Below are 15984 nucleotides of genomic sequence, written 5' to 3'. Positions count from 1 at the left end.
CCCGCCCGCTCAGGCCGCGGTGCGCAGCGCGGCCAGGACGCGGTCGGCCGTCGCACGGTCCCGGGCTGCCGTGAAGGGCAGGTCGTTGCCGCCGGCGATACGGAACGGCACGCCGGACAGCGTGGCCTGGGCACCGCCCGCCTCGGTGACCAGGAGGAGCCCCGCCGCGTGGTCCCAGGCGTACTCCCAGTTGAAGGCCAGGGCGTCGAGTGCGCCGCGGGCCACGGCGAGGTACTCGAGGCCGGCCGAGCCGCAGGGGCGGGCGTCGATGTCCTCGGTGCGCAGGCCGAGCAGGGCCCGCTTCTGTGCGTCGGTCGTGTAGTCGGGGTGCGACATCGCCACCCGCAGTACGGCGTCGGGCGCGGGCGAGCCGGAGCGTATCGCGGCGCCGTTGAGCGTGGCTCCGCGGCCGCGGACGGCCACGGCCATCTCGTCCAGGGCGGCGGCGTACGTCCAGGAGGCCAGCAGTTCGCCCCGGTGGGCCAGGGCGACCAGGGTGCAGAACCCCGGCTCGCCGCGGACGAACTGGCGGGTGCCGTCGACCGGGTCGACGATCCACACGGGGGCCTCGCCGCCCAGCGCCTCGTACACCTTCGGGTCGGCGTGGACCGCCTCCTCGCCGACGACGACGGAACCGGGCAGGAGCCGGCTCAGGGAGGCGGTGAGGTGTTCCTCCGCGAGCCGGTCCGCGGTGGTCACGAGGTCGTGCGGACCGTTCTTCTCGATGATCTCGGCGGCGGCGAGCCGGCGGTAGCGCGGCATGATCTCGGCGGCGGCCGCTGCGCGGACCGCCGCCTCGACCTCGGTCAGGTCCCCGGCAAGGAAGTCATCGATCATGCCCCCAGCTAAGCACGGGCTGTCCGGACGCCGACGACCTGGTCATGACGGGGACGTGACCGGCCGGTGGCCGGTCAGCGCCCGACCGCGTACCCCTGCATGCCCCGCGGGTTAGCCGCCGCGGACAGCACCCCGGTCTCCGGGTCGCGGGCGACCGCGCACATCCGGCCCTCGGACCACGGGTCGCCGACCGTGACGTCATGACCGCGCCGGCGCAGTTCGGCGACGACCCCGGGGTCCATGGCCTCCTCGACGGTGACGCTGCCCGGGCGCATCCTCCGGGGGAAGAAGGAACCGGGGAAGCTGTCGTTGTGCCAGTTCGGGGCATCGATGGCGCCCTGGAGGTCGAGGCCGCCCCGGACCTCGGCGCGCAGGGCGACGGCCAGGAAGAAGTGCAGCTGCCACTGGTCCTGCTGGTCACCGCCCGGGGTGCCGAAGGCCATCACCGGGACGCCGTCGCGCAGGGCGAGGGACGGGGTGAGGGTGGTGCGGGGGCGGCGGCCCGGGGTGAGGGAGTTCGGCAGGCCCTCGTCCAGCCAGGCCATCTGGAGGCGGGTGCCGAGCGGGAAGCCGAGTTCGGGCACGACCGGGTTCGACTGGAGCCAGCCGCCGCTGGGGGTGGCGGAGACCATGTTGCCCCAGCAGTCGACGACGTCGACGTGACAGGTGTCGCCTCGGGTCGCCCCGTCCTTGGCGACGGCCGGCTCGCCCGCGCGGTCCGCGGTGACCGTCGGCTCGCCGGCGCCTTCCTTCGCGACCGTGGGCTCACCGACGCCGGCGGCCGGTATGCCCATGGCGTCGAAGCCGGCCTCACCGGCGGCGACTGCGTGGGCGTGCTCGCTGAGGACGGGGGTGCGGCCGTCGGGGCTGCCGGGGCGGAGCTCGTGCGAGGCCTCGTCGGTGACCAGCGCACGGCGGGCGGCGTTGTACGGCTCGGAGAGCAGCGCGGTGAGCGGGACCTCGGCGGCGTCGCCGTACCACGCCTCCCGGTCGGCCATGGCGAGCTTGCAGCCCTCGATGAGCAGGTGGACGTACTCCGCGGAGCCGTAGGCCGGCAGTTCGGCGGGGAGCAGCGCGAGCTGCTGGAGGAAGGCCGGGCCCTGGCTCCAGCCGCCGGCCTTGGCCAGCGTCCAGCCGTTCCAGTCGTACGTGACGGGGGCCTCGTACGACGCGGACCAGCCGGCCAGGTCGGCGGCGGTGAGCGTGCCGGTGTGGCGGGTGCCGCTGGTGTCCATGGTGGGGACGGCCGCTTGGCGGACCAGGGCCTCGGCGATGAAACCCTCGCGCCAGATCGCGCGGGCCGCCTCGATCTGCGCGGTGCGGTCGTCGCCGCCGGTCTCCTCGGCCTCGGCGATCAGGCGGCGCCAGGTCGCGGCGAGGGCGGGGTTGCGGAAGAGCTCCCCGGGGGCCGGGGACTTCCCGCCCGGGAGGTAGACGTCGGCGGAGGACTGCCACTCGGTCTCGAAGAGCTCGCGGACGGTCTCGACGGTCTGGCCGACGCGTTCGACGGGTGCGTGGCCGTCCTCGGCGTAACCGATGGCGTACCGCAGCACCTCGGCGACGGTCTTGGTGCCGTGGTCGCGCAGCAGCGTCATCCAGGCGTCGAAGGCCCCGGGTACGGCCGCGGCGAGCGGTCCGGTGCCGGGGACGAGGTCGAGGCCGAGCGCGCGGTAGTGGGCGACCGTCGCGCCGGCGGGGGCCGGGCCCTGGCCGCAGAGGACCCGGACGTCCCCGTCGCGGGGCGCGAGGATCATCGGCACCTCGCCGGCCGGGCCGTTGAGGTGCGGTTCGACGACGTGCAGGACGAATCCGGCGGCGACGGCGGCGTCGTAGGCGTTGCCGCCGTCCTCCAGGACCGCCATCGCGGACTGCGAGGCGAGCCAGTGGGTGGAGGACACCATGCCGAAGGTGCCCTGGAGGGTGGGCCGGGTGGTGAACACGGGTGCGGCTCCTTGCTGCGGCGTTCTGCGGTTCGTGTGCGGATCGTACGTACGGGAGGCGGGCCCGGGGAACGGGGCCCGCCTCCCGTACGGGGTCAGGCGGCCGCGTCCGGGGTGGTGCCGTCGTCGTCGACGAGGTGGCAGGAGACCTGCCGGCCGCCGGGCAGCTCCCGCAGGACGGGGACCTCGGTGCGGCACCTTTCGGTGGCGAGCGGGCAGCGGGTGTGGAAGCGGCAGCCGGGCGGGGGGTCCAGCGGGCTGGGGAGCTCGCCGTGGAGCACGATGCGCTCGCGGGAGCGCTGGAGCACCGGATCGGGCACGGGCGCGGCGGAGAGCAGTGCCTGGGTGTAGGGGTGCTTGGGGTCGGCGAACAGCTCGGCGGTGGGGGCCTGTTCGACGATCTGGCCGAGGTACATCACGGCGATGCGGTCGGCGAGGAACTCGACGGCGGCCAGGTCGTGCGTGATGAACAGGCAGCCGAAGCCGCGGTCGCGCTGGAGGTCGGCGAGGAGGTTGAGGACGGAGGCCTGCACGGAGACGTCGAGCGCGGAGGTCGGTTCGTCCGCGACGACGAGATCGGGGTCGCAGGAGAGCGCGCGGGCGATGGAGACGCGCTGGCGCTGACCGCCGGAGAGCTCGTGCGGGTGCCGGTCGGCGTGCTCGGGGCGCAGTCCGACCTGGGCCAGGAGCTGCTCGACCCGTTCGCGGACGGCGCCGCCGCGGGCGCGGCGGTGCAGTGTGATCGGTTCGGCGATGATCCGGCCGATGGTCATGCGCGGGTCGAGCGAGGACGAGGGGTCCTGGAAGACCAGGTGGAAGTCCTTGCGCAGCGGGCGCACGGCACGGCGGGACAGGTGGGTGATGTCGGTGCCGTTGATGTGGACGGTGCCGCCGGTGGGCTCGTCGAGGCGTACGGCGCAGCGGCCGACGGTCGACTTGCCGCTGCCGGACTCCCCGACGAGGCCGACGACCTCGCCGCGGCCGACGGTGATCGAGACGCCGTCGACGGCGCGGACGGTGCCGCCGCCGGACGCGGCGAAGTGCCGCTCCATCGAGTCGATCCGCAGCACGGGCTGCTGCTGGTCCTCGGCGCTCTCGCGCGGGGCGGGGACGGTCTGTGCTGCGGTCACTCTCCGGCCTCCTGGTCGGGTCGCGCGGGCTCGGTGGCGGGGGTGGCCGTGAGGGTGTCGGATGCCTCGTCGGCGGCGTACGGGTGCCAGCACGCCGCCCGGTGGGCGGCGTCCGTCCCGGGCTTGGGGCCGACGGACACGAAGCCCGGGCGCCCGCCCGTACAGCGGTCGTCGGCGCGGCTGCACCGCGGGGCGAAGGTGCAGGCGTCGGGCTGGCTGTCGAGGCTCGGCACCAGTCCGGGGATCTCGGGCAGCCGGCGCTTGCCCTCGCCGCCGGGGCGCAGGACGGCGCCGAGCAGCCCGCGGGTGTACGGGTGCCGGGCGGCGGCGAACAGGTCGTGGACGGGGGCCTCTTCGACGGAGCGCCCGGCGTACATCACGAGAACCCGGTCGGCCGCGTCGGCGACGACGCCGAGGTCGTGCGTGACCAGGACGATCGCGGTGCCGAGGCGTTCGCGCAGCGACTGGAGGACTTCCAGGATGCCGGCCTGCACGGTGACGTCGAGCGCGGTGGTCGGTTCGTCGGCGATGAGGACCGAGGGGTCGCAGGCGACCGCGATCGCGATCATGACGCGCTGGCGCATGCCGCCGGAGAGCTGGTGCGGGTACTCGTCGATGCGGCTGCGCGGGGCGGGGATGCCGACCAGGTCGAGGAGGTCCACGGACCGCTCCCTGGCCTCCTTGCGGCTCAGCCCCTGGTGCCTGCGGAGCACCTCGCCGATCTGCCGGCCGATGGTGAGGACCGGGTTCAGCGAGGTCATCGGCTCCTGGAAGATCATGGCGATGTCCTTGCCGCGGATCTTCTGGAGCTCCTTCTCCGGCGCGCCGACGAGTTCCCGGCCGCCGACGCGGATGGAGCCGCCGACGTGTGCCGTGGGCGGGAGCAGTCCCATCACGGCCATGGAGGTGACGGACTTGCCGCAGCCGGACTCCCCCACGACGGCGAGGACCTCGCCGGGGTGCAGGTCGTAGGAGACTCCGTCGACGGCGTGCACGGTGCGGGTGGCGGAGCGGAAGGAGACCGACAGGTCGCGGACGCTCAGGACGGGCTCGCCCACCCGGCTCCGTACGGGTTCGGGAACGGTCTCGGTCATCGGGTCCCTCCACGGGGGTCGAGGACGTCACGCAGTCCGTCGCCGAGCAGGTTGAAGGCCAGGGTCGCCGCGACGATCGCCAGGCCGGGGAAGACGGCGAGCCAGGGTGCGGGGGCCAGGAAGGACTGGGCGCCGGAGAGCATCACGCCGAGGGACGGGTCGGGCGGCTGGACGCCGAGGCCCAGGAAGCTGAGGAGCGCCTCGCCGATGATGGCGGCGGGGATGCCGACGGTCGCCTGGACGATCAGGGCGGAGGTGGCGTTGGGCAGGATGTGCCGGAAGAGCACGGTCCCGTCGCCGCCGCCGTTGGCGATGGCCGCACCGACGTAGTCGACGTGCTTGAGCCGCAGCGTCTCGGCCCGGGTGATGCGGATGACGGCGGGGATCTGCGAGATGCCGATGGCGATCGTCGCGTTGGTCAGCGACGGGCCGAGGATCGCGGCGAGCCCGACGGCGAGCACCAGGAACGGGAACGCCAGCATGGTGTCGGTGAGCCGGGAGATGGCGCCGTCGGCGAACTTCCCGTAGTAGCCGCCGACCAGGCCGAGCGGTACGCCGATCACGAACGCCAGCACCACGGCGACGAGGCCGACCTGCATGGAGGCGCGCGCCCCGAACACGATGCGGGACAGCTGGTCGCGCCCCAGGTCGTCGGTGCCGAGCCAGTGCGCCGCGCCGGGTTCGGCGAGGACGTTCCCGAAGTCCGGCTGGGAGGGGTCGTACGGGGCGATCAGCGGGGCGAGGAGGGCGGCCAGGATGAAGACGGCGGCGATGATGCCGCCGGTCATGGCCAGCCGGTTCCTGCGCAGGGCGCGCAGCCGTCCGTTGCCGGTGCGCCGCTTCGCGGTCTGCGGGACGGTGGGGAGCAGTGGGGTCGCTGTGGTCACCGGGCACCTCCGAGCCGGATGCGCGGGTCGATGACCGAATAGACCACGTCGACCAGCAGATTGATGAGGATGTACGCGGCGGAGGTGCAGAGCACCACGGCCTGCAGCGTCGCGTAGTCACGGGTGAAGACGGCGTCGATGGTGAGCTTGCCGAAGCCGGGCAGGACGAAGATCTGCTCGGTGACGACGGCGCCGGAGATCAGGTGTCCGAGCTGGAGCCCGAGCACGGTGACGACGGTGACGAGCGAGTTGCGCAGCGCGTGCCCGCCGACGACGGACCGTTTCGACAGTCCCTTGGCGCGGGCGGTGCGTACGTAGTCGGCGGAGAGCGAGTCGAGCATCGCCGCCCGGGTCTGGCGCATCACGACGGCGGCGAGACCGGAGCCGAGCACGATCGCGGGCAGCACCATGCGGCGCAGGTTGTCGACCGGGTCCGTGCCGAAGGGGACGTAACCGGAGGCGGCGAACACCGGGATCGCGATGGCGAAGCCGAGGACCAGCACGATGCCCAGCCAGAACGTCGGGATGGAGAGCCCGATCAGGGCGATGACGTTGGCGATCCACTCCTCGGGCTTCCCGCGCCGCACGGCGGCGACGACTCCGGCGCCGATGCCGAGGACCACGGCGAGCAGCAGGGACAGCGCGGCCAGTTCCAGCGTGACGGGAAGGGCCTGTCCGATGGCGTCGGCGACCGGCAGCCCGGTGCGGGAGGAGTTGCCCAGGTCGCCGGTGAGGGCGTGGCCGATGAACCGGGCGTACTGCACGACGATGTTGTCGTTGAGCCCGTACGCCTCGCGGATCGCGGCGAGCGCCTCGGGACTGCGCTCCTCACCGGCCAGGGCGAGCGCCGGGTCGCCGGGCAGTGCCCGGATGCCGGCGAACACCACGATGGAGACCAGGAAGAGGGTGATGAGGGACTGGCGCAACCGCGTCAGCAGGTATTTCGTCATCGGGTGTACCCCGCATTCGTGACCCGGACCAGTCCGTCGCCGTAGACGCGGATGCCCGCGACGTCCTTGGTGGCGACGACGTAGTTCTTCTGCCGGTAGAGGTAGATCAGCGTGTGGGCGTCCTGCACGCGGCGGGTGAGCTCGTCGTAGATCTCGGTGCGCCGGGCAGGGTCGGCGACGGTGCGTCCCTCGGCGATCAGCTTGTCGATCGCGGGGTCGCCGAGGCCGTAGGCGTTCATGGCGCCGGCGGTCTTGAGGAAGTTGGAGACGTTGCCGTCCGGGTCGAGCCGGCCGGACCAGCCGCTGGTGAAGACGTCGTAGTTCCCGGCGTCGGTCTCGGAGAGCATGGTGGCGTACTCGGTGGGCCGCAGCGACAGGTCGAATCCGGCCTCCTTGACCATGGCCTGGAGGACCTGCCCGACCCGGCCCTGCTCCGGGGTGGTGGAGGTCTTCAGCTCGATCTTCAGCGGGGTCTTCACGCCCGCCTCCTTCAGCAGCCTCTTCGCCTTGGCGATGTCGCGCTTGGGGCAGTCCTCGGGCTTGACGCCGGGGGCGAGTGCGGACTGCGGCGAGATGGGGCCGCAGGCCGGTTCGTACATGCCCTGGAAGACGACCTCGTTGAGGGTGTCGCGGTCGATCGCGAGCTCGAAGGCCTCACGGACGCGCACGTCCCGGGCGATGGGGGTGTCGAGCTTCCCCGGTTTCTGTCCGAGACCGTTCACGTTGCCGACGTTGAGGCCGATGCCCTGGTAGCCGAGCGAGGGCGAGTTGAAGAGCTGGAGCTTGGGCTCGGTGAGGGAGCTCTGCACGTCGACGGGGCCCATCTGGTCGCCGACCTGGAGGTCGCCGGAGCGCAGGTTGGCGAGCCGGACGTTTCCGTCGGGGATGGGCTTGTAGACGACGCCGTCGAGGTGGACCTGGTCCGCGTCGTAGTAGTTCGGGTCCTTCTTCAGCACGATCCGGTCGCCGCCCACGCGCTCGACGAAGCGGAAGGGGCCGACGCAGGACGGGTGGTTCGTGAAGTTCTTCCCGTACTTCTTGAGCGCGGCCGGTGACATCACCATCCCGGCCCGGTCGGCGAGGACGCCGGTGAGCGGTACGTAGGGCTGCTTGAGCCTCATCCGTACCGTGTCGGAGCCGGTGGCCTCGATGGAGGTGACGGGTGCCAGCTCCGTACCGCGGGCGGATCCGGGGAGGTCGCGGTGGCGCAGCAGCGAGGTGACGACCGCGGCGGCGTCGAGCCGGGTGCCGTCGCTGAACTTCAGTCCGGGGCGCACCTTCAGGGTGACGGTGCGGCCGTCGGGCGAGGTGACGGGCAGTGCGGCAGCGAGCTGCGGCACGACGACCCCGTCCTCGTCGATGTCGTAGAGCTTCTCGCACATGCCCGCGAAGACCGTGCGGCCGACGAGGGTCTGGGCGAGCGTCGGGTCGAGTTTGTCCGGGTCCGAGTTGAGAGCGACGGTGAGTGTCCCGCCGTCGCGTACGGACCGGTCGTCGGTTTTGCGTACACCGCCGACCTCGGTCGCCGAGGACTGCAGCGACGCGCAGCCCGAAGTGAAGGACACCAATGCAACCGCCACCAGGGCAACCGCTTTTCGGCGCACGAGGGCCTACCTCCCGCCAAGGGGTGATCAGGGAATATCGCAGACCGTATTTCGCATACAGTCCGCAAGGCAAGAGGCCTGCCCACATAGCGGACGGTTTTTACTGACGATCGGATAACGGGGGTGCAGAAGGCGTGAAGACGCCGCTCCGCACCCCCGTGATCAGCCCTGCGTGACGAGAGGGCAACTCTGCGCGCCCGCTCCGTCACAGGCCCGCTGAACCAGCCGGACGCCCGCGACCGCGAGACGGGCGCGCTCGGGCACGTACCGCCGGGCGGTCAGCCCGCGTACTGGGCGAACACCTTCGTGAAGTCCCAGGGCTGCTGGGAGACGCCCGAGCAGGTGTCCGCTCCGCCGCCGGTGCAGGGACGGTCCCGGTTGACCGACCAGAAGGTCAGCCGGGCCAGGTGCCGCTGCTGCGCGTAGCCGAGGATGGTGCGGAAGTCCGCGACCGTGACGGTCTCGCTGTTGTCCGTGATGCCGTTCATCGAGGAGATGCCGGTGTGCCGGTAGGCCTGGTCGTCCGAGTAGCCGTAGGCGCTCTTGACCGTGTTCTTCAGCCCTTCGGCCGCGCTGACGGTGAGGTTGCCCATGTTCTGGCCCGCCCCGCCGAAGTTGAACGGCATGATCGTCCAGCTGTCGACGGTCAGTCCGGACGCGGAGGCCTTGCGGATCAGGCTGTCGTCGGGGCCGTTCTGTCCGGTGCCGAAGGTGACGTAGACCTTGATCCCGGGGTTGTCGGCCTTGACCTTCTTCAGCGCGTCGACCGTGCGCTGCTGGACGGTGGCGCTGTCGTACGCCTCGGCCTCGATGTCGATGTCGATCGCCTTGAGCCCGTAGGCGTTGATGACCTTCTGGTACGCGGCGGCCAGCTCGCCCGCGCTGGAGCAGGAGCTCTCCAGCTTGTTGCCGCTCCAGCCGCCGAAGGACGGGATGACATCGCCGCCCGCGCCCCGGACGGTGTTGATGGTCTGCTGGTCGACGCCCCCGGTCAGCGGTCTGCCGCCGTCCCACTGCGGGTTGCAGTAGCCGTTGCTGAGGACGAAGGCGAGGGTGAACCACTTGACGCCGGTGGCGTTCATGACGGTGGTCGGGCTGGGCGGGCTGCCCCAGCCGTTGTAGAGGTACGGGGCGACGGCCATCGCCCCGGCGGGCGGCGTCGTCGGGTCTCCCCCGCCGCCCGGCGCGGTCCACTTCTGGTTGGCGGCCCCGGTGCACGTCCAGATCTGGAGCCGCGTGCCGTTGGCCGAACTGTTGCCGGTGGCGTCCAGGCACTTGTCCGCCTGCGGATTGACGATGTCGTGGGCTGCGGTGACGGTCCAGCGCTGGGCCGCGGAGCCGTTGCAGTCCCAGAGCTGGACCGTGGTGCCGTTCGCCGTTCCGGCCGAGGTCACATCCAGACACTTGCCGAGGGCCTTGATGCTTCCGTCCGAACCCACGTTCCACTGCTGGGCGTTGGTGCCGTTGCAGTCGTAGAGCTGCACCGGAGTGCCGTTGGCGCTGCTCGCGGCGGCGACGTCCATACACTTGGAGGCCAGGCCGGTGATCTGCCCCGTCGCCGCGGCGGCGCCGAGGGCGGGCGAGCCGGTCAGACCGGCCAGCAGCGCCGCCGCCGCCCCGGCACCGAGCACGCCACGGAGAGCCGGAGCGCGTCCGCCCACGAAGTGAGCGCCCATCAACTGTTCACCGTCCACTTCTGGTTGGCCGCACCGGTGCAGGTCCAGATCTGTAGCCGCGCCCCGTTGGCCGAGCTGTTCCCGACGACGTCCAGGCACTTGTCCGCCTGCGGATTGACGATGTCGCGCGCTCCGCTGACGGCCCAGCGCTGGGCCGCGGAGCCGTTGCAGTCCCACAACTGGACGACGGTGCCGTCGGCCGTGCCGCCCGATGCCACGTCGAGGCACTTGCCGAGGGCCCGGATCGTGCCGTCCGCGTTCACGCTCCACTTCTGGGCGTTGGTGCCGTTGCAGTCGTAGAGCTGGACCGGGGTGCCGTTGGCGCTGTTCGCGGCGGCGACGTCCACGCACTTGCCGGCCAGGCCGGTGATCCGGCCGCCCGTCTCCGGCTGCTGCGTGTCGCTGGTGGTGACACGCACGTGGTCGACAACGAGCTGCTGGGGGAAGGCGGTGTTGCCGTCGGGGTCACCCGGCCAGTAGCCGCCGACCGCGAGGTTGAGGATGAGGAAGAAGGGCTTGTTGAAGGCCCACGTGTTGCCGCCGGTGTCGGCGGGCGTGCGGTGCTGGTAGACGTTGCCGTCGACGGACCAGGTCACCGAGTTCGGGGCCCAGTCGATGGCGAAGGTGTGAAAGGCGTCGGCGAAGGCCTGCCCGTTCGGAAGGGTGTATCCCGCGCCGATGCCGGCGGAACCGGAGTAGCCGGGTCCGTGCAGGGTGCCGTGGACGGTGGAGGGTTCGAATCCGACGTTCTCCATGATGTCGATCTCGCCGGAGTTGGGCCAGCCGACCTGTCCGATGTCGTCGCCGAGCATCCAGAAGGCGGGCCACATGCCCTGGCCGCGCGGGATCTTCATCCGCGCCTCGACGTGACCGTAGGTCTGGGTGAACTTCCCGGAGGTGTTCAGCCGGGCCGAGGTGTACTGGCAGGTGCCGTACCAGCACTGGTAGTTGTTCGGGTTCTCCTTGCGCGCGGTGATGACCAGATGGCCCTGGCCGTCCAGCGCTGCGTTGCTGTTTCCGGCCGTGTAGTACTGCCGCTCATGGTTGTTGACGTTGTCGCCGGTCTCGATCTGCCACTTGCTGCCGTTGACGGCCGAGCCGGCGGAGCCGTCGAACTCGTCGGAGAACGTCGTGACGGCGGCCGCGGCCGCTGTTTCGGACGTCGTGGCGGCGGACGCGGGAGCGGGGCCGCCACCCGCGAGGGCCGTCGTGACCAGCGCGAGGGTGAGAACCGAGAGTACGGAGTGCAGCAGGCGCCGCGTACGGCGTGGGGAGTCCATGACTCTCCCTTCCGGTGTATGAGGGGGAGGAAGGGGAATCTGTCATGCATATGACAGACATACGCATGACGGATTCAGGGCGCGAGGATGGTGCGGGAGCTGCGCCGACCGAGGTGGGGGTGCCGTGTGAAGTACCGCGTGCGGGGTGCGGCGGCGAGGCCGCTTAGTTCACTACGTGATTTAAGAAGTGAACTAAGCGAGTGTCAAGACCTTGGTCCATACCACTGACCGACCGCCCGAGATGCACCCCCGGAGTGCGAAAACGCCCGCATTCCGCCGCCCGCCGCTCGCCGCCAGGGGTGCGCACCGGCCAAGAGTCGAAGCGACGGCACGACAGAAGCCGCTCCGGCCTGCACGCTTTCGCGGAATGTCCACGGCCGGCGTCGCCGCGGGGCCACCCGGATCACCGCCGCCTCGGCGGACTAAATGTCGCGGCGATGACGTTATGGCTGCTCGGAGCCGATTCGTCTGCAGAAGAACCGGCGGAACTGGAGGAATGGCCGTGCACGGTGAATACAAGGTCCCCGGCGGCAAGCTGGTCGTCGTGGACCTGGAGGTCCGGGGCGGGGCACTGCGGGACGTACGGGTGGCCGGTGACTTCTTCCTGGAGCCGGACGAGGCGATCCTCGCGATCGACGCGGCGCTGGAGGGCGCCCCGGCCACCACCGACACCACGGGCCTGGCTGCCCGGATCGACGCGGCACTCCCGGAGTCGACCGTGATGCTCGGGCTCACGTCGGAGGGTGTCGCCGTCGCCGTACGCCGGGCGCTGGCGCACGCCACGGAGTGGAGCGACTACGACTGGCAGCTCATCCACGACGCCCCTCAGTCCCCGGCCCTCCACATGGCCCTCGACGAGGTCATCACGGCCGAGGTCGCCGCGGGCCGCCGGCCGCCGACGCTCCGCGTGTGGGAGTGGGACTCCCCCGCGGTGATCATCGGCAGCTTCCAGTCCCTGCGCAACGAGGTGGACCCGGCGGGCGTCGAACGGCACGGGGTCACGGTGGTCCGGCGCGTCTCCGGCGGCGGGGCCATGTTCGCGGAGCCGAGCAGCACCATCACGTACTCGCTCGCGGTGCCGCACTCCCTCGTCTCCGGCCTCTCCTTCGCCGACAGCTACGCCTATCTGGACGACTGGGTGCTCGAAGCGCTCGGCGACATGGGGATCAAGGCCTGGTACCAGCCGCTGAACGACATCGCGACGGAGGTCGGGAAGATCGCGGGGGCGGCACAGAAGCGCGTGGTGGGACCGGACGGCGGGCCCGGCGCGGTGCTGCATCACGTGACGATGTCGTACGACATCGATGCCGACAAGATGCTCGACGTCCTGCGCATCGGCAAGGAGAAGATGTCCGACAAGGGCACGAAGAGCGCCAAGAAGCGCGTCGACCCCTTGCGCCGGCAGACCGGTCTTCCCCGTCAGGCCGTCATCGAGCGGATGATCGAGTCGTTCCGCAATCGTCACGGCCTCGCCCAGGGCCGGGTGACCCCGGAGGAACTGGCCCGGGCGGAGGAGCTCGTGCGCACCAAGTTCGGCACGGCCGAGTGGACCGCCCGGGTCCCTTAGCCGGGTCCCTTAGCCGGGTCCCGGTCAGCGCTCGCGTGGGGTGATCAGCCCCGACTCATAGGCGAAGACGACGAGTTGGGCGCGGTCGCGGGCGCCGAGCTTGGTCATGGCGCGGCTGATGTGCGTCTTGGCCGTGAACGGGCTGATGACCATGTGCGCGGCGATCTCCTCGTTCGTCAGCCCCCGGGCCGCCAGCGCGCTGACCTCCCGCTCCCGGCGGGTCAGGGTCTCGAAGCCCGGTGCGGTGGCCCGGTCCGGGGGCCGGGCGACGAACTCGCCGATCAGTCTGCGGGTGATGGCGGGCGAGAGCAGCGCGTCGCCGCGGGCCGCGACGCGGACCGCGTGGAGCAGTTCGGCGGGTTCGGTGTCCTTGAGCAGGAAGCCGGCCGCTCCGGCGCGCAACGCGTCGAACACGTACTCGTCCAGGCCGTAGTTGGTCAGGATCACCACGTGGACCCCGCTCAGCAGCGGGTCGGCGGCGATCGCCCGGGTCGCCTCGATGCCCGTCATCACCGGCATCTGTACGTCGACCAGGGCGATGTCCGGGGTGTGCAGCCGGGCCAGCTCCAGCCCCTCGCGGCCGTCCGCGGCCTCGCCGACCACCTCGATGCCGTCCTCCGCGTCGAGCAGTGCCCGGAAGCCCGCCCGCATCAGGGCCTGGTCGTCGACGACGATGACCCGGAGCGGGCCGTCCGGTTCGCCGCTCATCCGTTGGATCCAGCGGTGTTCAGGGGCAGTTCGGCATGGACGGAGAAGCCGCCCGCCCTGCGCGGTGCGGCGGCCAGGGTGCCGCCGAGCGCCGTGACGCGCTCCCGCATGCCGGTGAGCCCGGTGCCCACCGTGACGGTGTCGCCCGGCGCGCACGGGCCGCGGTCGTCGACACGCACGGTCAGAGCGCTCCGCCCGTAGGCGAGTCGGACGGTGGTGGGCGCCCGGTCGGCGTGCCGGGCCACGTTGGTGAGGGCCTCCTGCACGATGCGGTAGGCGGCGCGGTCCACGGCCGCGGGCAGCGGCCGTTCGTCGCCGCTGACGGTGACCGCGAGCGCGATGCCGGCGCCGCGGGCCCGTTCGGCCAGCTCGCCGATCCGGTCGAGTCCGGTGCCGGGTTCGACCACGTCCGTACGCAACACCTCCAGTGTGGCGCGCAGTTCACGCATCGCCTCACCGCTCGCCTCCTGGATGGCGAGCAGCGCGGGCTCCACCTCCGTGCCACGCTTGCGGGCGAGGTGGACGGCGACTCCCGCCTGGAGCTTGACGATCGAGATGGAGTGGGTGAGCGAGTCGTGCAGCTCGCGGGCGATCCGCAGCCGCTCCTCCCCCGCCCGGCGCAACGCCGCCTCGTCCCGGGTGCGTTCGGCATCGAGCGCCCGCTGCTCGGTCTGGCGCAGATAGGCCTGCCAGTTCTTGTCGATGAGCCCGGTGACCCCGGCGCAGAGGAACCAGCCCAGCAGCAGCAGGGTCCGCTCCACGACGCTCTCGGCGGCGGGCGCGGAGGTGATCAGGACGGTGAAGTAGCCGGCGAGGAAGAGCGCGCCGGCCGCGATGCCCCAGGCGCGGTGCCCACTGCGGGCGGCGGCGTGCACGGCGACCAGCACGGGGAACGCCGCCCAGGTGCCCGGGTGCGCGTGGAGCACGTAGCCGGACAGGGCGAGCGTGGTGACGGCGAGCACCGTGCGGGGCGCCCGGCGGTGCGCGGCGAGGGCCAGCGATCCGGTCGCGACGAGCACCAGGTCGAGCACACCGGGCGCCGAGGCCGCCCAGGCCGCGGCGGAGACCGCCACGCCGATCGCCACCGCGAGCAACGCGTCCGGCAACCGGCCGCGGCGGCCCGCGTCCCCCGTCTCCCCCGTCATGTGCCGCACCCTAACTCCCGTACGGCCGACGGGGCATCAGCCCTGAGGACCGGCCGGGCACTACTCCCCGTGCAGTAGTGACCGGCCGCCCGCGACCGGTGGGGAGCAGCGGCGACTGCCTCCGGCGGTACGACGCCACGGGCCCGGTCCGGGGGCGAGCATCGTCGTCATGACCAGACCCTTCCGCTACACCTCACCCGTACCTCCGAAGTCGGCGACCGGAGTGGTCGCCGACGTCTACGCCCAGATGGCCACCGACTTCGGGATCGAGCGCGCCGCGACCTTCGTCGTCCTGTCCGCCTCTCCTCCGCTCCTGACCTCGGCCTGGGCTCTGACCCGCGAATCGTTGCTGACCGGACGGGTGTCCCGGACGGACAAGGAGGTGGTGGCGGCCGGGGTGTCGCTCGCCAACCGCTGTCCGTTCTGCGTGGACGCGCACACCGTGCTGCTGCACGCCACCGGCGACCACCGGCTGGCGGAGACGATCGCCCGCGGCGAGCAGCCGGCCGACCCCGGCCATCGCCGGCTGCTGGCCTGGGGGAAGGACATGAGCACGCCGCAGCCCTTCGGGCCCGCCGCCGCACCCGAACACATCGGGACCGCGCTCACCTTCCACTTCATCAACCGGATCGCCTCCGCGCTGCTGACCGAGAGCATGCTGCCCTGCGGTCTCCAGCGGATCCGTGCCGTTCGGAGTGCGGCGGGCCGCTCCCTGGCCAGGACCGTGCGCCGCGAACTCGTGGCAGGTCTGAGCCTGCCGATGCTCGAAACGGAGGGCGAAGCGCCCGCCTGGGCGGCGGGCACCGCCGTCGGCACTGCGTACGGGGCCCTGCGCACCGCGGCGGAGCTGGGTGCCGGGCTGCTGAGCGAGGAGGACGCGGCGTTCGTACGGGAGTCGGTGGCGGCCTGGGACGGCGTCACCCCGCTCCCCCTGCACGCAACGGATCTGCCGGACCGGGCCGAGCGCCCGGGCGCCCGGCTGGCACTGCTCGCGGCACGCGCCCCGTACCGGATCACGGACGAGGACGTGGCCGCCTGGCTCGCACCGCCGTTCACCGATCACTGCCTGGTCCATCTGATCGCGTTCGGCGCGATCTGCGCCATGGGGCGCGTCGAGGCCACGCTCACCTCGGAGCGGCGGGTGGCGAGCTGACGGCTGCGGCTAC

13 protein-coding genes are annotated in these 15984 nt (G+C 71.9%); 2 read left to right on the top strand and 11 right to left on the bottom strand.

Features of this window, described 5'->3' with window-relative positions; all coding sequences use genetic code 11:
• Positions 1–9: 9 nt before the first annotated feature.
• The 9 genes from ACIQMX_RS14390 to ACIQMX_RS14350 all read right to left on the bottom strand — a co-directional run bounded on the left by ACIQMX_RS14390 (position 10) and on the right by ACIQMX_RS14350 (position 11398).
• A complete protein-coding gene (locus ACIQMX_RS14390; protein ID WP_363074873.1) occupies positions 10–837 on the bottom strand; it encodes an inositol monophosphatase family protein in 828 nt (275 codons plus the stop codon).
• Between the two features lie 74 nt (positions 838–911).
• Entirely contained in the window at positions 912–2777 is a 1866-nt protein-coding gene (locus tag ACIQMX_RS14385) for a gamma-glutamyltransferase family protein (protein ID WP_402477815.1), read from the bottom strand.
• Positions 2778–2872: 95 nt separating this feature from the next.
• Positions 2873–3829 carry an ABC transporter ATP-binding protein gene (locus ACIQMX_RS14380; RefSeq protein WP_402478464.1) on the bottom strand — a complete coding sequence of 319 codons (957 nt, stop codon included), beginning with the start codon at positions 3827–3829 and terminating at the stop codon, positions 2873–2875.
• Between the two features lie 74 nt (positions 3830–3903).
• The gene (locus ACIQMX_RS14375) at positions 3904–5001 is read right to left on the bottom strand and encodes an ABC transporter ATP-binding protein (RefSeq protein ID WP_402477812.1); all 1098 of its coding nucleotides are present in this window, start codon (positions 4999–5001) and stop codon (positions 3904–3906) included.
• Positions 4998–5888, bottom strand: a complete 891-nt coding sequence (locus ACIQMX_RS14370; protein WP_402477809.1) for an ABC transporter permease — start codon at positions 5886–5888, stop codon at positions 4998–5000. Before ACIQMX_RS14370 ends, ACIQMX_RS14375 begins: the two co-directional genes overlap by 4 nt.
• Complete coding sequence (locus ACIQMX_RS14365) at positions 5885–6838, bottom strand: ABC transporter permease (protein WP_363074879.1); 954 nt, start codon at positions 6836–6838, stop codon at positions 5885–5887. The genes ACIQMX_RS14370 and ACIQMX_RS14365 overlap by 4 nt, the downstream gene beginning before the upstream one ends.
• Positions 6835–8403 carry an ABC transporter substrate-binding protein gene (locus ACIQMX_RS14360; RefSeq protein WP_363074881.1) on the bottom strand — a complete coding sequence of 523 codons (1569 nt, stop codon included), beginning with the start codon at positions 8401–8403 and terminating at the stop codon, positions 6835–6837. The genes ACIQMX_RS14365 and ACIQMX_RS14360 overlap by 4 nt, the downstream gene beginning before the upstream one ends.
• A 317-nt stretch (positions 8404–8720) precedes the next feature.
• The gene (locus ACIQMX_RS14355; RefSeq protein WP_402477805.1) at positions 8721–10118 is read right to left on the bottom strand and encodes a ricin-type beta-trefoil lectin domain protein; all 1398 of its coding nucleotides are present in this window, start codon (positions 10116–10118) and stop codon (positions 8721–8723) included.
• Positions 10118–11398, bottom strand: a complete 1281-nt coding sequence (locus ACIQMX_RS14350) for a ricin-type beta-trefoil lectin domain protein (RefSeq protein WP_363074885.1) — start codon at positions 11396–11398, stop codon at positions 10118–10120. Before ACIQMX_RS14350 ends, ACIQMX_RS14355 begins: the two co-directional genes overlap by 1 nt.
• A 502-nt stretch (positions 11399–11900) precedes the next feature.
• On the opposite strand from ACIQMX_RS14350, the gene ACIQMX_RS14345 reads away from it, so the two are divergent.
• A complete protein-coding gene (locus tag ACIQMX_RS14345) occupies positions 11901–12965 on the top strand; it encodes a biotin/lipoate A/B protein ligase family protein (protein WP_402477802.1) in 1065 nt (354 codons plus the stop codon).
• 24 nt (positions 12966–12989) lie between these two features.
• Here the strand turns inward: ACIQMX_RS14345 and ACIQMX_RS14340 are convergent, their stop codons facing one another.
• The gene (locus ACIQMX_RS14340; RefSeq protein ID WP_363074889.1) at positions 12990–13673 is read right to left on the bottom strand and encodes a response regulator transcription factor; all 684 of its coding nucleotides are present in this window, start codon (positions 13671–13673) and stop codon (positions 12990–12992) included.
• Complete coding sequence (locus ACIQMX_RS14335; RefSeq protein ID WP_363074891.1) at positions 13670–14818, bottom strand: sensor histidine kinase; 1149 nt, start codon at positions 14816–14818, stop codon at positions 13670–13672. The genes ACIQMX_RS14340 and ACIQMX_RS14335 overlap by 4 nt, the downstream gene beginning before the upstream one ends.
• 169 nt (positions 14819–14987) lie before the next feature.
• On the opposite strand from ACIQMX_RS14335, the gene ACIQMX_RS14330 reads away from it, so the two are divergent.
• Positions 14988–15971 carry a carboxymuconolactone decarboxylase family protein gene (locus tag ACIQMX_RS14330; RefSeq protein WP_402477798.1) on the top strand — a complete coding sequence of 328 codons (984 nt, stop codon included), beginning with the start codon at positions 14988–14990 and terminating at the stop codon, positions 15969–15971.
• Positions 15972–15984: the final 13 nt, after the last annotated feature.

The organism is Streptomyces sp. NPDC091416, from assembly GCF_044756845.1.
Lineage (GTDB): Bacteria > Actinomycetota > Actinomycetes > Streptomycetales > Streptomycetaceae > Streptomyces.
Note: the sequence above shows the minus strand (reverse complement) of the source record. Positions and strands in the feature narration are given on the sequence as shown.